Source organism: Maribacter aquimaris (assembly GCF_014596745.1).
Lineage (GTDB): Bacteria > Bacteroidota > Bacteroidia > Flavobacteriales > Flavobacteriaceae > Maribacter_A > Maribacter_A aquimaris.
The window spans coordinates 58,039-75,375 of the sequence record NZ_JABTCF010000009.1 but is presented as its reverse complement, the minus strand read 5'-3'; the positions used below and the strand labels follow the sequence as shown (position 1 = coordinate 75,375).

Here is a 17,337-nt window from a genome sequence, read left to right as displayed (position 1 = left end):
TGCAAGAAGTATTCAATGACCAAGAATTTGGAAGCACTTACGATTCAACAAGCGAGAAAATTGGTGTTACTGTCCCAAAGGGTCCCACCGATAAAACACCAAGGGAATGCCTTGGATGCAACCTTAAATGCCATTGAGCATCTTGGGTATATACAGATCGACACAATATCGGCCGTTCAACGGGCACATCACCATACCCTGTATAGTCGTAACCCTCGATATAAAACAACCCACCTTGAAACGTTGATGGGGCAAAAACGGATTTTCGAATATTGGTCCCATGCGGCGGCCTATTTACCAATGAAGGATTTTCGTTTTAGCTTGCCAAGAAAACAGGCTATTGCAACGGGAAAGGAGAACCATTGGTATAAACGTAACGAACGGTTAATGCAGTCGATACTTCGTAGAATAGCTGATGAAGGACCTTTGATGGCCAAGGACTTTAGTCACAAAGGCAATAAATTAGGGGCTTGGGAGACTAAGTTGGCCAAACAGGCCTTAGAGAATTTGTATATGCAAGGCGAGCTCATGGTTTCATCCAGAAATAATTTTCACAAAATCTATGACCTGACCGAACGGGTATTGCCCGAACATGTAGATACGACCATGCCGGGTGAAGCCGAATATGCACGTTTTTTGATTACCCGATTCCTTGGGGCAAACGGTTTGGGACTAGCTTCTGAAATAACCTATTTGTTAAAGAACACCAAGCAGCAGGTGTGCCATACCTTGGAAGAAATGACCTTGAATGGGGAAGTACTCCAAATTATGGTCAACAATACCGTTTACTATGCCTTAGCAACATCACTAGAGCTCTTGAACAGACCCTTGGGTCAAAGTAAACTCAAAATATTATCACCTTTTGATAATCTTCTTATTCAGCGTAAACGCACAAAGCAGCTGTTTGGTTTCGACTATTTACTCGAATGTTATGTGCCCGGACCAAAACGAAAATTCGGATATTTTGTTCTTCCGATACTGTGGAAGGGTAGGTTGATGGCCCGTATGGACTGTAAGGCGGACAGGAAAAGTTCCGTACTCCATATCCATTCGATTTTTTTAGAGCCAGAACTTACTGATATTGAAGATTTTGTAGCGGCATTTATTAAGGAGTTGACGGCTTTTAAGCAATTCAATGAATGTAAAACCATACAGCTTTACGCCGTTAGTCCGACTAATTTTAAACGCATATTCCAAAAATCGATTGACCAAATGGTTTCTTTGGAGTAACTTGCTTTTTTTAGGGAGTACAACGGATTTCCAAGAATGGATTATTGAATTAAATACGCATACAAAAAGGATGTTGGCAAGAAAAAGAAGCATTTTCGTATTATTGGGACTATGGGTCATTGCGGCTTGTTCGAGTACTAAGAAAGTAGAGGTAGTGGATTACTCCCATTCAAAAATACAGTACGAAGGGAGGATCGATACGACAAAAAGTGGGGCTGCGGTATTGTATTGGTCAGGAACTTCGATGAAAATGAATTTTGAGGGGAGATCGATCGAAGCGATCATGCAAGATGAAGAAGGGGATAATTATTACAACGTGATCATTGATGATGAGGCGCCATTTATTTTGCGTCCCGATACGATTAAAAGACCCTATCCTTTGGCATCTGGATTATCAAAAGGGAAACATACCATAGAGATTTTTAAAAGAACCGAATGGAATCGGGGAAAGACCCTATTTTATGGTTTTAGTATAGAAGGGAAAGCGGCCGTATTACCCAAACCAGTACCCAAGAAAAGAAAAATCGAATTTTACGGTAATTCCATTACGGCGGGCTATGCTGTTGAGGATACTTCGGGTTCGGATTCCCCAGATAGTACGTATACCAACAATTATCGTAGTTATGCACGATTAACGGCAAAATATTTTGATGCGGAATATAGCTGCATATGCAGAAGTGGTATTGGGATTACCATCAGTTGGTTTCCATTGATAATGCCTGAAATCTATGATAGGTTGGATCCCGAAGACCCGACAAGTACATGGGATTTTTCAAATTACACTCCCGATATTGTAGTAATCAATTTGATGCAGAACGATTCCTGGTTGGTAGGGATGCCTGATCATGCGGAATTCAAGGCTAAATTTGGCACCCAACCGCCCTCCGAGGAGTTTATAGTGGATGCGTATGCACAATTTGTACGTAACATCCGAAAAGTATATCCCAAGGCACATATTATCTGTATGTTGGGAAGTATGGATGCTACCAAAGAAGGCTCTAAATGGCCCGGATATGTTGAACGGGCTGTTGACATGATGAATGATCCGATGATATACACCCATTTTGCACCATATAAAGATACTTCCGGGCATCCGAATATAGCCGAGCAGAAGGAGTTGTCCCAAGGCCTTATTCAGTTTATCGATGAAAATATAGAATGGTAGGTACGGCTAGAAAAAGAAGTTGCCTAACCTTTCGTGTAGTACGAAGGTAACGATTCAGGAATTTTCAATACTTTTTTCAAAAAGGATTCCGCCCTTGTACATTCCTTTTAGAACCGGGTGGATCTCCCTGCCCAGGTCCGTTAAGCTATATTCCACACGTGGTGGGACTTCGGGATATGCTTTTCGGTCTATTAAACCATCCTCTTCCAATTCCTTAAGCTGTTTGGTGAGCATTCGTTCACTAATATCGGTCAACAATTTAGCCAATTCATTATATCTTTTGTTGCCTTGAAAAAGGTGAAGAATAATGGTAGCTTTTCTTTTTCCTTTAACCACATTTACAAACGTATCGATCGGGCAATAACTTTTTTCCATTTTTTTTTCTGTCTTCAAAGCGTTGAAAATGTTCAATTCGGAACTAAATGTTCGTAAGTGTATAATTTGTAAGTTGTTGACAATTAATGCTTTTATGTTGATATTTGCCAAATATAAGGGTTTTTAAATATACTAAAGATGAAGCTAAACACCATTACGTTCAAAGCGTTTGTAGTTGAAGAGAAAGATGGAGCCTATGTACGGGAAATAAAAATGAGGACAGTAGATGATTTGCCAGAAGGGGATGTGTTGATAAAAGTACATTATTCTGCCCTTAATTATAAGGATGCCTTGTCGGCTAGTGGTAACAAAGGGGTAACAAGAAACTATCCGCATACACCTGGCGTAGATGCGGTAGGAACGGTTGTAACTTCTAACTCCGAAAGTTTTAAGCCTGGGGATAAGGTCATTGTTACCAGTTATGATTTGGGAATGAATACCGATGGCGGTTTTGGGGAGTATATTAGAGTTCCTGAAGATTGGGTGGTTAAACTGCCTGAAAATTTGGACATGAAAGAGGCGATGATCATTGGTACGGCGGGTTTGACTGCGGGAATGTCAGTTTTAAGACTTTCGCAATTGGTCAAACCGGAAGATGGTAAAATCGTTGTTTCTGGAGCTACGGGTGGCGTTGGAGCTTTAAGTGTTTCCATTTTGAGTAAATTGGGATATACCGTAGTAGCGATTACCGGAAAGGAAGCGGAACGTGATTACCTCCATAAATTGGGGGCCAAAGAAATACTATTGCGTAACGAAATTGAGAATTTTGATAAAAAACCATTGTTAAGACCTTTGTTTGCGGGTGGTATAGATACGGTGGGCGGTGTTATTTTAGAGAATATTATCAAAGCGACCCAACCGATGGGAGTGGTTACTTCCTGCGGTAATGTGGCTTCGCCCAAGCTTGAACTGACAGTGTTTCCATTTATTTTAAGGGGGGTAACATTGATTGGGATAGATTCTCAGGATTATCCAATGGCTTATCGGGAACAAGTGTGGAAAAAATTGGCCAAGGATTGGAAACCCGAAACATTGGCGGATACCAGTACTGAAATAACATTGAAAGAATTGGATGAAAAGATCGACCTAATGCTTGCTGGAAAATTAAAGGGAAGAACGGTGATCAATATGGGAGTGTAGATGGGCAGTCATGTAAATGACCAATGAAGAAGACCTAGGAGTTAGCCCCCCAATTTTTTAAGAAGCACTTAGGTAAATAACAAAAAAAGCAAGAACAATCTGTTCTTGCTTTTTTTTATGGATGCGCTCCTAACTTAACTTAAGAAGGACTCGAGCATCCAAATGTGTTTCTCTTGTGTGGAAATGAAATCACTTACCAAATTGGCAGTGGCTTCATCGGAACTTTCAGAGGCTTTTTCCAATATTTCCCGCTCTTTTCGCAATAGCAATTTCAAATTTCCCAATACCAATGCAGCACCCTCTTCCCCATCGGACACGTGCTTTGCGACCTCAAGGGTTTTGTTGGCTAAATAATCCTCATAGGTATGCAGGGGGCTTGAGCCAACGGCCAAAATACGTTCTGCGATTTCATCGATCATTTCGTCAGCCTCATTGTACAATTCCTCATATTTTTCATGTAATAAGAAGAAGTTTCTTCCTTTTATATTCCAATGCAATCCCCTCAAATTCATATTGTAGATTTGTGCATCGGATAAGAGTGCATTTAGGGCTTTGGATATTGTAGTTTTATAATCCTGTGTTTTTACTGATGTTACTTCCAAGGTTTCCATATGTTTATGTTTTATAGGTGTAAAGGTACTTTCAAGCCTCATGTTCAAGTGTAACCTTGGTTACCTAGGTCATCATTATTGGTTATCTAGGTATTTGTAAAATCTATGTAAACGGAAAATAGTATAATCTATTTCTATACATCCTATTTTCTGTTATGTTCCCAATTTCGTTCTAATAAGTTAACTTTAAAGGGTTGGAATAGGTTTACCCTTGTAGTGGGCCATAGGGCGGTCACCATAATAACAATACCTAAATTTTTATACCATGAAAAAGTTTATTTATCTCTTTATTTTCTCTTTGTTTATTTCGATAGGTATTCAAGGACAGGAAGAAAAGCAAGTAGATCTTAAGGCCCTTGACAATTATTTTGCCAAAATGGTCAAGGATTGGGATGTGCCGGGAGCATCAATAGGTGTGGTAAAGGATGGGAATCTTATTTTTACCGGGAACTATGGTGTTTTGGAAAAAGGGAAGAAAGGAAAGCCCAATGCCAAGACCCTGTATGCCATTGCTTCCAACTCCAAGGCATTTACCTCGGCCATTATAGGGATGTTGGTACAGGAAGGTAAATTGGACTGGAATGATAAGGTAAAAAAATACTTGCCTTATTTTGCCATGTACGATCCTTGGGTGAGCGAACATATCACCATTCGGGATATTCTAAGCCATCGTGTGGGTTTGGGTACTTTCAGTGGTGATAATATTTGGTATAAGTCGAACTTTACAGCCAAAGAAATCATAGAACGGATCCAATATGTGCCACAGGCCTACGAATTTAGGTCGGGTTATGGGTATTCCAACCTAATGTATATTACGGCTGGTGAAATCATTAAGACCATAACGGGTAAAAGTTGGGGGCAAAATGTAAAAGAACGCATTTTAGAACCCCTAGGGATGGATCGTAGCATCTATTCCCTGAAAGATCTGGATAGTAAGGGCAACTATGCCCAACCACATGCCAGAAAGAATGATGAAAATTATGTGATTCCTTGGGTAGATTGGGAAAATGTGGGGGCTACTGGCGGACTCATTTCGAGCGTCGAGGATATTTCAAAATGGATGATCTTTAATTTGGACAATGGTGTTCATAACGGCGATACCCTTTTGTCCAAGGCCACCCGGAATATGGTATGGACACCCCACAACAATTTTAAAGTGGACCATACTTCCGATAACGACTTCGATAGGCATTTTAGTGGTTACGGACTGGGATGGGGCCTTAGCGATTATCATGGGAGAATGCGGGTAGGTCATACTGGGGGATATGATGGATTTATCACTGCCATTAATTTGATTCCTGATGAAAATTTGGGCGTGGTTGTATTAACGAACGGAGTGAAAAGTCCGATCATGGCGGCATCCTATTATGCCTTGGATACCTTTTTAGGTATCGAAAATGGCAAGGATTGGTCTACCGACTTACTGGAAAGGACCAATAAACATGCAGCCTCCGATACCCGTATTGCCGACCGTAAGGCAAAAAGGGTCCTTGACACCAAACCTTCCGTAGCGTTAGATAAAATGGTAGGGGATTACATTTCTGATTTATGTGGCAAGATCAGTATTGAAGAAAACAATGGGGAGTTGGGATTGGTCTTTGATGATCATCCCTTATTGTCCGCAAAACTCACCCATTGGCATTATGATGTCTGGGAAATACATTGGGACCACCCCCAGGCATGGTTTGGTTTTGGTACCATCAAATTAAGGACCGACAATAATTTAAAGGTACTCGGTTTTGATTTTGACGTACCGAATGATGATTTCTTTTTTGAGGAATTAAAACCCTATAAACGATAAACAGAAAATGTTTATCCATACAATACTTCATGTTTTTACCATAGTCAAGGAGGATAATATTGTCGGTAATGCTCGAATGGACGCTTGAATTCCTAAAGTGCCATTCTGCCAAATAACAAGGGTAACCCCTGTTTATCAATAGGGTGTTGTTTTGGTGCTGTTGGTGAAACAAACCCCTATTTCCAAAATCAATCCTGTCCATGCTTCCGGTTCCATGGATTTTTAAAATGCCAGACACCCATGTGGGAAAATAGGAATGCAATAATATTCTTATTTTTTTCGGTATTATGAGAATATTCTCATTACTTTTGTTGTGTCAATAATTTGAATCAATAATCCAATTGACAGTATGTCAAGACCAAAAACATTACGTAAAGTAGTCGCACCACCCAATTTTAAAGGATATAAGCCCTATGGAACCCATACGGGGACCAAGGATTCCGTAGAATTGTTATATGAGGAGTATGAAGCTATTAAACTGGCTGATTATGATTTGATGAATCACTTGGAAGCTTCGAAATTGATGGGAATATCAAGACCGACTTTTGCAAGGATTTATGAAACGGCAAGAAGGAAGATCGCCAAGGCTTTTGTCGAGGCCATTGAAATCAAGACCGTTTACGGGGATGCGCTGTTGGATAAACATTGGTATGTGTGTGATGATTGCCAAACTAGGTTTACCATACCGAAGACCATAGAAGAACATCAATGTCCGATGTGTAAATCGGAGCAAATTGAACTTTTAAATACATAATATAAAATCACCCTCATATTCAGGTGAATAAAATTTAAATAGATGAAAACAGTAATAACATCTTCAGGTGAGAATAATTTGGCCCAATTCGACAAAAGATTTGGAAGGGCCGCTTGGTTCTGTGTTTTTGATGAGGAAACAAAGCAGACCATTTTCATAAAGAACAAGAATATCAATTCAAGCAACGGGGCAGGCACAATGGCCGCGGAACAAATCGTCTCCATGAATGTCCAAAAAGTCATTTCCGGTGATTTTGGTCCTAAGGCCAAAGACCTTTTGGACAAGTTTAATGTGCAAATGGTCATTATTCAGGATAATGATATAACCGTCCAAGGGATTATTGAAAAATTAACAAAGTAAAAACGATGTCAGGATTAAATAGAAAAGGCCCACAGGGACAAGGTCCACGTACGGGCAAGGGATTAGGGAAATGCAATTCCAAAAACAGGAACAATGATGCCGACAATTTGGCCGAAGATGGTCTTAGTACCTCAGGAAGGGGACAAGGACACGGAAGAGGACAAGGTCGCGGAAGAGGACAAGGTCGCGGCTGTGGATGCGGACAGCATAAAAGTAGTTCGATCGACAATGAAGGGTAGTTTTCCTTTTATCCCTTAAAAAGTGAATACGGTGATAAATCAATCACAATAAAATAAATCGATAAACCAAACCCTGAATACAATTTGGGGATTAAAATGTAAACAATGAAAAAAATCGCAATACCAGTTGATGGGGAAGGAATGCTTGATGCTCATTTTGGGCATTGCAAGTTCTTTATGGTTTTTACCGAGGAAAATGGGCAAATTATTGCCCAAGACAGAATAATACCCCCACCCCACGAACCTGGGGTATTGCCTAAATGGCTTTCGGATAAGGGCGTTACCGACATTATTACCGGAGGTATGGGGAAAATGGCCTTGGATTTATTCAATCAAAGAGGAGTAAATGCTTTTGTCGGGGCACCACAAAAATCATCCTTCGAATTGGTACAGGGTTTTATGGGCAATACATTGAGTCTTACAGCCAATTATTGTGACCATGAACACGAGGAAGGCTGTAGTGGCCACTGATCGTAAATACTACAACCCCAAAGCGTAACCACCAGGGATTTTGTGATGAACTCCCTGGTTTTTAAAACAGATGAACTTCCATAAGCATTTAAAGTATGTCCTATAAAATTGCCATAGCAAGTGGTAAAGGTGGTACCGGTAAAACGACGGTTTCCGTAAATCTTTTTAAGGGCTTCAATGAGCTTCGTGGAAAAAAGGTGCAACTGGTGGATTGCGATGTTGAGGAGCCTAATGATGCCTTATTCTTCTGTGATGCAGAAGTTGTTGATGTACAGGAAGTGTCGCAAATGGTTCCTGTTATTGATAGTGAAAAATGTACTTTTTGCAGAAAGTGTGTGGAGTACTGTGAGTTCAATGCAATCGTGGTCTTACCGCCAGTTCCTTTTGCTGAGATAAACCCTAGTTTGTGTCATTCCTGCGGAGCCTGTTCAGTAGCTTGTGAGGATGGGGCCATTACAGAGCACCCTAAACCCATCGGTACGTTGAATTTTTACAAAACCGATGAAAATAATGGGTTGGTGGAAGGTAAATTAAAGATAGGTTCTACGATGCAGACCATGCTCATCCGGGAACTCAAGAAAGCCATTCCGGGTATAAACGATATCATAATCTATGATGCCCCTCCAGGTACCAGTTGTCCAGTGGTAGAGACCATTCATGATGTCAATTACTTAATATTGGTTGCCGAGCCCACTCTGTTCGGTCTGCACGATTTAAAATTAATGGTTGCCTTGGTTAGGGAATTGGGATTGGAATTCGGTGTGGTAATTAATAAAGTAGGGTTGGGAGACAATGCTATTTATGATTATTTGGATAAAGAACGCATTGAAGTATTGGGGAAAATACCCTTTGATAAAGAATATGCAAGTCTCTATGCAGTAGGGGAAATAACAGGGATTATTCCGGATGCTATTCACCAAAGTTATACGGAAATACTCGACGTACTGAATCAAAAAATAACGCATCATGAAGGAAATAACCGTATTAAGTGGTAAAGGGGGTACAGGTAAAACTTCAATTACCGCGGCACTAGCCTCCATAGCAGGGAAGGCCGTTTTTTGCGATAATGATGTGGATGCGGCGGACCTCCATTTGATTTTTCAGCCAGATATACAGGAAGTATTTCCTTTTAGTAGTGGTACTAAGGCCTCGATCAACTCAATGGAATGTACAAATTGTGGTATTTGTATGGATCATTGTCGTTTTGATGCTATTGATTATAACAATGAGGGTACCTTGGTCATCGATCCTTATCAATGTGAAGGGTGTAGGCTTTGCGAACGGGTATGTCCAGAGGAAGCCATAAGTGCAGTGGAGAACACTAACAATCAATGGTTTGTATCCACTTCCCGCTTTGGTGATTTTGTGCATGCCGAGATGGGCCCGGGGGAAGAGAATTCAGGAAAATTGGTAAGCCAGATACGAAAAAAAGCTATGGAAATAGCTAAAAACACCCAATCGGATTACATAATCAATGATGGCCCTCCAGGGATTGGCTGTGCAACCATTTCCTCAATTTCGGGAAGCAATGCCGTGCTTGTTATTATAGAGCCCACGATATCGGGATTTAATGATGCCCAGCGGTTGGTGGAATTGATTCGGCTTTTCAATATCCCCACATATGCCGTTATCAATAAATATGATATTAACCTGACCATGACCAAGAACATTGAGGAATATCTGATTTTTGAAAATATAGACCTGTTGGCCAAGATTCCTTTCGATGTTGAGATGGTAAAATCAATGACTTTGGGCAAAACCATTATTGAGTACAATCCAACTTCAATAATATCGGGACAGATACAGGAGATTTGGAATAAGATTAAAGTAAGTCAAGATGTTGTACTTCAATAAGGTACGGTGGTGGGTGTAAAAAATGAAATGGAATAAAAAGGGAATAGATGAGCGCTGATAATAGAAAGATCAAACAAGGTGAAAGAGTGGGACTCCCTACGAAATATGGTTATTTTGAAATCATCCCTTTTTTGGAAAAGGATAGCAATGAGGAGCATATCGCATTGGTGAAAGGTAATTTCACCCCCAATGAAGCGATACTGACCCGCATACATTCCGCCTGTGCCACAGGGGATTTGTTCGGTTCGTTGCGATGTGATTGTGGAGAACAGTTGGAAATGGCCCTTCAACGCATTGAAGCGGAAGGAAAAGGGCTTTTGGTTTATCTGCAACAAGAAGGTAGGGGCATCGGGTTAATGAATAAAATCAAGGCTTACAAACTACAACAAGAGGGGTATGACACCGTAGATGCCAATATACATTTGGGCTTTAAGCCCGATGAGCGGAACTATACCATAGGGGCTGATATTTTGAAAGCACTTGGGGTTTGTAAAGTGCGGCTAATGACCAATAATCCCGATAAGATATCAGGAATGGAATTGGCCGGAATTACGGTGGAAGAACGTATTCCACTGGAAATAAAGCAAAATAAATTCAATGTGGATTATTTAACGACCAAGCAGGGGAGAATGAACCATCTGTTGAATCATTTGAAACATAGTTAATTTGACACGTTAGTGAAACGAGTTAGGACATAATAAAATAATAGGGAATATGAAACTCACCGTCTTGACAGAGAATGTTGCCGGACCTGGTTTTTTGGCTGAACACGGACTGTCTTATTTAATTGAGGTTAAAGGGGAAACCATTTTATTCGATACAGGGAGTAGCGATGTTTTTTTAGAAAATGGGAAACGACTTGGTATTGATGTCGATAAGGTGGTCAATACGATTGTCCTTAGTCATGGGCATTGGGACCATGGAAATGGACTTCGGTTTATCGGTAATAAAACATTGATAACCCATCCCGATTCCTTTATGAAACGATATCGAAAAAAAGACCATTCGGCGATAGGGTTGCAATTGTCCAAGGAAGAGCTGTCAGAAAAGTTCAAGGTCATCACTTCCAAAAAACCATATAAGATAAATGAACATATCATATTTCTAGGGGAAATACCGCGACTGACCGATTTTGAGGCTAAAACGTCCGAACATATTAATGAGGAAGGAGCACTTGATTTTGTCCCTGATGATTCAGCTTTGGCCATAGTAGAGGATGATGTGTTGCATGTAGTGACCGGTTGTTCCCATGCGGGCATATGCAACATAGTTAATTATGCAATTCAAGTAACAGGGGTACATAATGTAAAAACCGTCATTGGTGGTTTTCATTTAAAAAAAGACAACAAGCAGACAGAAGCGGCCATTCGGTGTTTTAAGAAGTTGCATATCCAAAGTGTTTTTCCCTCCCACTGTACGGAACTGCCTGCCTTACTGGCATTTTCCAAGGATTTTTCAATTTCCCAGCTTAAAACCGGTATGGTTTTGACACTATAAGCAAGGAAGATAATTCATTGTGTAAAAATAAATTGAAAGGAGTGTATTCAAACAAAATGTGAACATAATAGGTTGATCTAATGAGTAAAAAAATAATTGTGATAGGTGGTTCCGCCGCGGGGCCTAAAGCGGCAGCAAAGGCTCGCCGCATGGATGAATTCGCCGAAATAACCATGTTTCAAAAAGGCCCGGATCTCTCTATGGCCTCATGTGGCTTCCCATATTTCATAGGTGGTTTTTTTGATGACCGAAATAAACTGCTATGTACACCGGCCGGAGCGGTCCGCGATCCTAAGTTCTATTGGAATGCCAAAGGTATTGTAGCCAAAGTGAACACTGAGGTCACCCGAATAGATAGGCAACATAAAAAAGTTGAATTCACGGATTTGGTGACTGGAAAGAAAGGGAGTCAATCCTATGACAAGTTGATTATTTCCACAGGGGCAACTGCCAATATGCCTCCAATACCCGGCTCGGATTTAGACGGTATCACCAACCTGCAATCCATGCAAGATGCTGACTATTTGAGAAAAATAAGGGATGAAGGCAAAATTAAAAAAGCAGTGGTTATTGGGGGTGGACTCATCGGCATCGAAACCCTTGAAGCACTTCATTTGGCGGGAATTGAGTTGACCATGGTTGAACTTCTACCGCAATTATTGACTTTTCTGGATTGGAAAATGGCCAAACTTGTCCAGAATTATCTAAAAACCAAAGCTAACGTTATTACCAAAAATGGAGTAGCCGAATTTAAAGGGGAAAACGGGAAAATTACCGGCGTAAAACTTCAAAATGGAACTGAAATCCCCTGTGAATTGGCAGTGGTCGCCATTGGGGTTCGCCCAAATATTGGACTTGCCAAAGAAGCGCTCCTCGATATAGGTAGCCTTGGGGGTATTACCGTAAATGAATACATGCAAACCTCGGATCCCGATATATATGCCGTGGGGGATTGTTGTGAGATAAAGAATATCATAACGGGTAAGAATGTCCTTGCACCCTATGGTGACTTGGCCAATCTTGAAGGACGTGTCGCAGGGGAAAATGTGATCAAGGGGAATGTGGCCTCCTTTCCAGGTACGATTCAAACCGGTATATGCAAATTGTTCGATTACGGAATCGGTATTACGGGTTTATCGGAAACCAAGGCAAAGGAAGCTGGTTTCGATTTTGTGAAAGTAATCAATGCGAGTCCGGATAAACCTGGGTTTATGGAGGGTAAAATGCTTATTACCAAACTTATTGCGGAAAAGGATTCAGGGAAGATCTTAGGGGCGCAATGTATTGGTCCGGGCGATGTAAGTAAACAATTGGCCATTTGGGCTACAGCCATAAAAGGGAATTTAAACGTTGAGGATATGGTAAATGCCGATCTTCCTTATGCACCACCGTTTTCTTTGGCCATTGACCATAGTATAGCCTCTGCGCATATTTTACAGAATAAGATGAATGGTGTTTTTGAGGGAATTTCCGGGGTCGATTTAATGGAGAAATTAAATAATAAGGAGGATATTTTCTTATTGGATGTACGTGGTCCGGATGAATATGAACAAACACGCCTAGGTTTGGGTGAGACCCTTATACCCTTGGGGACCTTGAGAATGCGACTCGATGAAATGCCTCAAGATAAAAATATGGAAATCATCACGTATTGTAAAATATCCTTACGGGGGTATGAGGCGGCTGTTCTATTGAAAGCCCATGGATATACAAAGGTAAAAGTGCTGGAAGGTGGAATTACGGCTTGGCCTTTTGATAAGGAAAAATAATAGTGGTTGTTTGTTAAGGAGTGGATGGTTTACGGGTTTATAACTCTTGGCCATCCACTTTTTCTTTAGTAAAATGGCAACTTTAATTGCTTTGAAAGGAAGTCTTACATAAACCCACTATGGGTAAGGGGGCTATTTCCTTACTCCCTAAGGTATTTTTTATCAATATAAAATGTGGCAAAGGGTAGGAGTGAAGCCGCGAAAAGTACCATCAATCTTTTAAATCCCCACTTTTGGGACTGTGTCAATACCACAGCCAAAATAATATAGGCAATGAATAAGAAACCATGGGCGTACCCTATGTATTTGTTGGGCTCACCAAGTCCTGCCAAGTATTTCAAAGGCATGCTTATAGCGAATAGGGACAAGTACGATATGCCCTCTAAAATGGCAGTATATCTGAAGGTTTTTAGCATAGCTTAGATGATATCCAATTGGATTTTTTTGCTGGTTTTGGAATCTTAAAACCAACGTTCCCCAAATGATTTGAAGTCAACCGTACCTTCCCTGAAAAAATACGGAATCACTACCCAAATCATTTGGGGCTTACGTTAATGGTTGATCTTATAGATGGATAACTTCATCATAGGCATCGGCAACAGCTTCCATAACCGCCTCACTCATAGTGGGGTGAGGGTGTACGGCTTTAAGGATTTCGTGACCTGTGGTTTCCAATTTACGGGCCACAACAGCCTCTGCGATCATATCGGTTACGCCGGCACCAATCATATGGCAACCCAACCATTCCCCATATTTGGCATCGAAGATTACCTTAACGAATCCATCTGAATTGCCGGATGCTTTTGCTTTTCCACTTGCTGAAAAAGGAAATTTACCAACTTTTATTTCGTGACCGGCATCTATAGCCTGTTGTTCGGTAAGACCAACGGAGGCAATTTCCGGTGTACAATAGGTACAACCTGGTATATTGCCATAATCCAATGGTTCAACATGCATTCCTGCAATTTTTTCAACACAAAGAATGCCTTCTGCTGAGGCAACATGCGCCAAGGCTTGTCCTGGGGTTACATCCCCAATGGCGTAATAACCCGGTATATTGGTTTGGTAGTAATCGTTGACCAAGATCTTATCGCGATCGGTAGCAATACCTACATCCTCAAGACCGATATTTTCGATATTTGTTTTGATACCTACTGCGGAAAGTACAATGTCAGCTTCTAGTACTTCTTCCCCTTTGGCGGTCTTAACTGTAGCTTTTACTCCCTCTCCGGAAGTGTCTACGCCAGTAACCTCCGCGGATGTTTTTATTGTTACCCCGATTTTCTTAAAGCTACGTTCCAATTGTTTTGAGACATCGATATCCTCAACAGGAACAATTCTTGGTAAATATTCCACTACGGTTACCTCAGTACCCATGGCATTATAGAAGTAGGCGAATTCGATACCAATGGCACCACTACCCACAACAATCATTTTCTTGGGTTGTTTCTCTAAGGTCATAGCCTCTCTATACCCAATGATTTTTTTGCCATCCTGGGGCAAACTTGGCAATTCCCTACTACGGGCTCCGGTCGCAATCACAATATGATCGGCGCTATATTCGGTTTCCTTGCCTTCGGCATCCTTTACCGTAACTTTTTTACCGGGTTTAAGGGTACCGTATCCATTGATAACCTCAATCTTGTTTTTTTTCATCAAAAACTGAACCCCTTTGCTCATGCCCTCGGCAACATTACGACTTCTTTTGACCACGGCATTGAAATCCTTGTCAACACCTTCAGCGGAAAGTCCGTAATCACCGGCATGCTGCAAGTATTCAAAAACCTGGGCCGATTTCAATAATGCTTTTGTAGGTATACAGCCCCAATTTAAACAAATACCACCTAATTTTTCCTTTTCGATAATTGCGGTTTTCAATCCAAGTTGTGAGGCACGTATCGCAGTAACATATCCTCCTGGGCCACTCCCCAAAACAATAACATCAAAATTGCTCATATTTATAGTCTTTGATTTTTTAATTAGAGGCTTGCCTGCCGACAAGCAGGTGCAAAAATACAAAACCAAATCGAGGTATTTAAAAATTGCATTTTAAAATAACAAATTGAAATGGGATTGGTAAATCGGTAAATAAGTAAAGTTTTGGCTCAAAGCGATTAACGGTTGAATTTCCTTTTGTTAAAGGTTTCTGATTGACCTTTGGGAATCGATAGGGATATCCATTCCTGACCCTTGATCATCTTACCCAGAAACACGATTTGTCCGACATGGACTGCGTAATGGGTCATTTGACGATTTATGGCCTCTATCAATGAATGTTCTTCATCCCTGATTTTTATTTGTTCGTGAAAATTTGTGGCATTAATGGTTGCCAATGTGTTGAACAGGCATTGCCAAGCATTTTCCCAGGAACCGATCATGTCTTCCTTTGAGGTAAAGGGATCTTCGAACTCTTGATCCCTATCCCGCCATGGTTTTTCACCATCTTCTGTAAAAATGTTGGTCCACCGACTCAATAGGTTTCCGGAAATATGTTTCACGATTTGGGAAACACTGTTGTCGTCGTCATTGTATTTCCATAGAATTTCATCGTTGGACAGTTGGGAAAATGTCTTATCACCCATTTGTTTGTACTTGTGAAATTCAAAACGTACGCTCTTTAAATAATGATCGATAAACTCCATACCAAAAACAATTATATTGTAGCTACCGGTCGTTTGAAGGGATGAACTTGAGTGCGGCCCCATTGACACAATGTCTTTGCCCTGTGGTTTTTTGCGGGCCATCATTAAAAACGTGGCCTAAGTGCCCTCCACAGACGGCACAATGTTCCTCTGTGCGTTTATAGCCAATTTTGTAATCGACATCGAAGGCGACATTACCTTTGATTTCGCGGTCAAAACTGGGCCACCCCGAACCGGAATCATATTTGTACTCACTTTTGAAAAGTTCGGTATTACAGGCTGCACAGACATAAACCCCTTTCCTCTTGTTCTTTAAAATATCGCTGGTGCCCGCTGGTTCGGTACCAGCCTTTCGTAATACATAATACTGTAGGTCCGAAAGTTGTTTACGCCATTCCGTATCACTTTTGGTCACTTGGTAAGTGGGTTCCCCTGAAGTATTGGGTTCCTGGGTACTCGGATTATCCTGGGAGTTACCTTTGCACCCCATTAGGACGAGGCATAATGCAAAAAACATTTTCTTGATCATCTATTCTTTTTGGTCTTAGGTCGATGAAAGGCGACCATCCTTTCAAATATAATCAAATGCAAGGTATAAAAGCATTAACGCTTTGTTAATGGGGCTTTAGGATTCAGGAATAAAAAAACCTGCCTTATCAGGGCAGGTTTTTGTCGATACACAATTTTCCGTTAATCTATGCTAATCTCTTTTATCTCCTTATCTGAAATCTGAAGGGAGTTCATTACGGCTCCAAAGTTTGACTTATCCACATCGGAACCATCTAAAAATACACTCGGAACAATAACAATTCTAAAAAACTGATTATCGGTAAAATTCTGGTTTAAATTTGCCAAATTAAAATCACCATCGATAAATAGTTCCATATCAATAAAGGTGTGTGCCGTACTGTATTGTATGATTCCTTCTGGCAAAAAGAAGTTTTGGGGTATCAAACTCCATGCATCGGCATCGCTTCCATCTTGGAAATCGACAAGGCCATCGAACCTGTAGACCAAAACAGCATCAGATTCAAATATTTCGAAATCAGTATAATCCGAGAAAGTTAAAAGGCTTGAATATAAGTTCGCATCTGGGTCATATTCAAAATCCACCCCATCAATCTGTAAAACCTGGCCCTGGATTCCGTCCTCGCCGTCCAATCCGTCATATCCATCAAGTCCGTCATACCCGGGAGGGCCTTGGGGACCTTCGCAAGCAACAATAAATAGTGTTAAAAAGGCTCCAAGTACTAAGCTAAATTTTTTCATAAATTCTGGTTTTAATTGTTTGTTTCAATAGTCTTATTGGTATTTCTTCAAAAAGTGTTCCATTTTTATAATTCTTCTTATTTTTATATTTACGAATCAATCGTGGTCCAAAGTAAATACTTTAATCCCACACACTTTATACAAAGTTGATTAGCTTTGT

General features: G+C 40.7%; 20 protein-coding genes. 13 read left to right on the top strand and 7 right to left on the bottom strand.

The window, feature by feature from the left end; translation table 11 throughout:
* Positions 1 to 15 precede the first annotated feature (15 nt).
* Positions 16 to 1,230, top strand: coding sequence for a winged helix-turn-helix domain-containing protein (locus tag HPE56_RS13985; RefSeq protein ID WP_188244379.1), 1,215 nt, complete (start codon positions 16 to 18; stop codon positions 1,228 to 1,230).
* Positions 1,231 to 1,300: 70 nt separating this feature from the next.
* On the top strand, positions 1,301 to 2,395 hold the full coding sequence (locus HPE56_RS13980; RefSeq protein ID WP_188244378.1) for an SGNH/GDSL hydrolase family protein: 1,095 nt from the start codon (positions 1,301 to 1,303) through the stop codon (positions 2,393 to 2,395).
* A gap of 54 nt (positions 2,396 to 2,449) precedes the next feature.
* Here the strand turns inward: HPE56_RS13980 and HPE56_RS13975 are convergent, their stop codons facing one another.
* The gene (locus tag HPE56_RS13975; protein WP_188244377.1) at positions 2,450 to 2,770 is read right to left on the bottom strand and encodes a winged helix-turn-helix transcriptional regulator; all 321 of its coding nucleotides are present in this window, start codon (positions 2,768 to 2,770) and stop codon (positions 2,450 to 2,452) included.
* A gap of 138 nt (positions 2,771 to 2,908) precedes the next feature.
* Between HPE56_RS13975 and HPE56_RS13970 the strand changes: the two genes are divergently transcribed.
* Positions 2,909 to 3,910: a YhdH/YhfP family quinone oxidoreductase gene (locus HPE56_RS13970; protein WP_188244376.1), complete on the top strand. Its 1,002-nt coding sequence runs from the start codon at positions 2,909 to 2,911 to the stop codon at positions 3,908 to 3,910.
* Between the two features lie 134 nt (positions 3,911 to 4,044).
* Here HPE56_RS13970 and HPE56_RS13965 read toward each other — a convergent pair whose 3' ends face one another.
* Positions 4,045 to 4,521: a Dps family protein gene (locus HPE56_RS13965; RefSeq protein ID WP_188244375.1), complete on the bottom strand. Its 477-nt coding sequence runs from the start codon at positions 4,519 to 4,521 to the stop codon at positions 4,045 to 4,047.
* A 265-nt stretch (positions 4,522 to 4,786) separates the two neighbouring features.
* Here HPE56_RS13965 and HPE56_RS13960 point away from each other — a divergent pair, with 265 nt between their 5' ends.
* From HPE56_RS13960 to HPE56_RS13915, 10 genes are all read left to right on the top strand, one after another.
* The gene (locus tag HPE56_RS13960) at positions 4,787 to 6,322 is read left to right on the top strand and encodes a serine hydrolase (protein WP_188244374.1); all 1,536 of its coding nucleotides are present in this window, start codon (positions 4,787 to 4,789) and stop codon (positions 6,320 to 6,322) included.
* Positions 6,323 to 6,671: 349 nt separating this feature from the next.
* Positions 6,672 to 7,076 (top strand): DUF134 domain-containing protein, encoded by a 405-nt coding sequence (locus HPE56_RS13955; protein WP_188244373.1) that lies wholly within the window; start codon positions 6,672 to 6,674, stop codon positions 7,074 to 7,076.
* 42 nt (positions 7,077 to 7,118) lie between these two features.
* On the top strand, positions 7,119 to 7,436 hold the full coding sequence (locus tag HPE56_RS13950) for a NifB/NifX family molybdenum-iron cluster-binding protein (protein WP_188244372.1): 318 nt from the start codon (positions 7,119 to 7,121) through the stop codon (positions 7,434 to 7,436).
* Between the two features lie 5 nt (positions 7,437 to 7,441).
* Positions 7,442 to 7,675 carry a DUF5320 domain-containing protein gene (locus HPE56_RS13945; protein ID WP_188244371.1) on the top strand — a complete coding sequence of 78 codons (234 nt, stop codon included), beginning with the start codon at positions 7,442 to 7,444 and terminating at the stop codon, positions 7,673 to 7,675.
* A 105-nt stretch (positions 7,676 to 7,780) separates the two neighbouring features.
* On the top strand, positions 7,781 to 8,146 hold the full coding sequence (locus HPE56_RS13940; protein ID WP_188244370.1) for a NifB/NifX family molybdenum-iron cluster-binding protein: 366 nt from the start codon (positions 7,781 to 7,783) through the stop codon (positions 8,144 to 8,146).
* A 95-nt stretch (positions 8,147 to 8,241) separates the two neighbouring features.
* The gene (locus HPE56_RS13935; RefSeq protein ID WP_188244369.1) at positions 8,242 to 9,141 is read left to right on the top strand and encodes an ATP-binding protein; all 900 of its coding nucleotides are present in this window, start codon (positions 8,242 to 8,244) and stop codon (positions 9,139 to 9,141) included.
* Positions 9,113 to 10,000: an ATP-binding protein gene (locus HPE56_RS13930; RefSeq protein WP_188244368.1), complete on the top strand. Its 888-nt coding sequence runs from the start codon at positions 9,113 to 9,115 to the stop codon at positions 9,998 to 10,000. The genes HPE56_RS13935 and HPE56_RS13930 overlap by 29 nt, the downstream gene beginning before the upstream one ends.
* 47 nt (positions 10,001 to 10,047) lie before the next feature.
* On the top strand, positions 10,048 to 10,665 hold the full coding sequence (gene ribA / locus HPE56_RS13925; RefSeq protein ID WP_188244367.1) for a GTP cyclohydrolase II: 618 nt from the start codon (positions 10,048 to 10,050) through the stop codon (positions 10,663 to 10,665).
* Between the two features lie 49 nt (positions 10,666 to 10,714).
* Positions 10,715 to 11,497 (top strand): MBL fold metallo-hydrolase, encoded by a 783-nt coding sequence (locus tag HPE56_RS13920; RefSeq protein ID WP_188244366.1) that lies wholly within the window; start codon positions 10,715 to 10,717, stop codon positions 11,495 to 11,497.
* Positions 11,498 to 11,577: 80 nt separating this feature from the next.
* The gene (locus HPE56_RS13915) at positions 11,578 to 13,266 is read left to right on the top strand and encodes an FAD-dependent oxidoreductase (RefSeq protein ID WP_188244365.1); all 1,689 of its coding nucleotides are present in this window, start codon (positions 11,578 to 11,580) and stop codon (positions 13,264 to 13,266) included.
* A gap of 140 nt (positions 13,267 to 13,406) precedes the next feature.
* Here HPE56_RS13915 and HPE56_RS13910 read toward each other — a convergent pair whose 3' ends face one another.
* From HPE56_RS13910 to HPE56_RS13890, 5 genes are all read right to left on the bottom strand, one after another.
* Positions 13,407 to 13,682 (bottom strand): DUF3817 domain-containing protein, encoded by a 276-nt coding sequence (locus tag HPE56_RS13910; RefSeq protein ID WP_188244364.1) that lies wholly within the window; start codon positions 13,680 to 13,682, stop codon positions 13,407 to 13,409.
* A 148-nt stretch (positions 13,683 to 13,830) separates the two neighbouring features.
* A complete protein-coding gene (lpdA, locus tag HPE56_RS13905; RefSeq protein WP_188244363.1) occupies positions 13,831 to 15,222 on the bottom strand; it encodes a dihydrolipoyl dehydrogenase in 1,392 nt (463 codons plus the stop codon).
* A gap of 158 nt (positions 15,223 to 15,380) precedes the next feature.
* Positions 15,381 to 15,908: a DUF1572 family protein gene (locus HPE56_RS13900; RefSeq protein ID WP_188244362.1), complete on the bottom strand. Its 528-nt coding sequence runs from the start codon at positions 15,906 to 15,908 to the stop codon at positions 15,381 to 15,383.
* A 22-nt stretch (positions 15,909 to 15,930) separates the two neighbouring features.
* Positions 15,931 to 16,437 (bottom strand): peptide-methionine (R)-S-oxide reductase MsrB, encoded by a 507-nt coding sequence (msrB, locus tag HPE56_RS13895; protein ID WP_188244361.1) that lies wholly within the window; start codon positions 16,435 to 16,437, stop codon positions 15,931 to 15,933.
* Between the two features lie 161 nt (positions 16,438 to 16,598).
* Positions 16,599 to 17,177 (bottom strand): collagen-like protein, encoded by a 579-nt coding sequence (locus tag HPE56_RS13890; RefSeq protein ID WP_188244360.1) that lies wholly within the window; start codon positions 17,175 to 17,177, stop codon positions 16,599 to 16,601.
* Positions 17,178 to 17,337 lie beyond the last annotated feature (160 nt).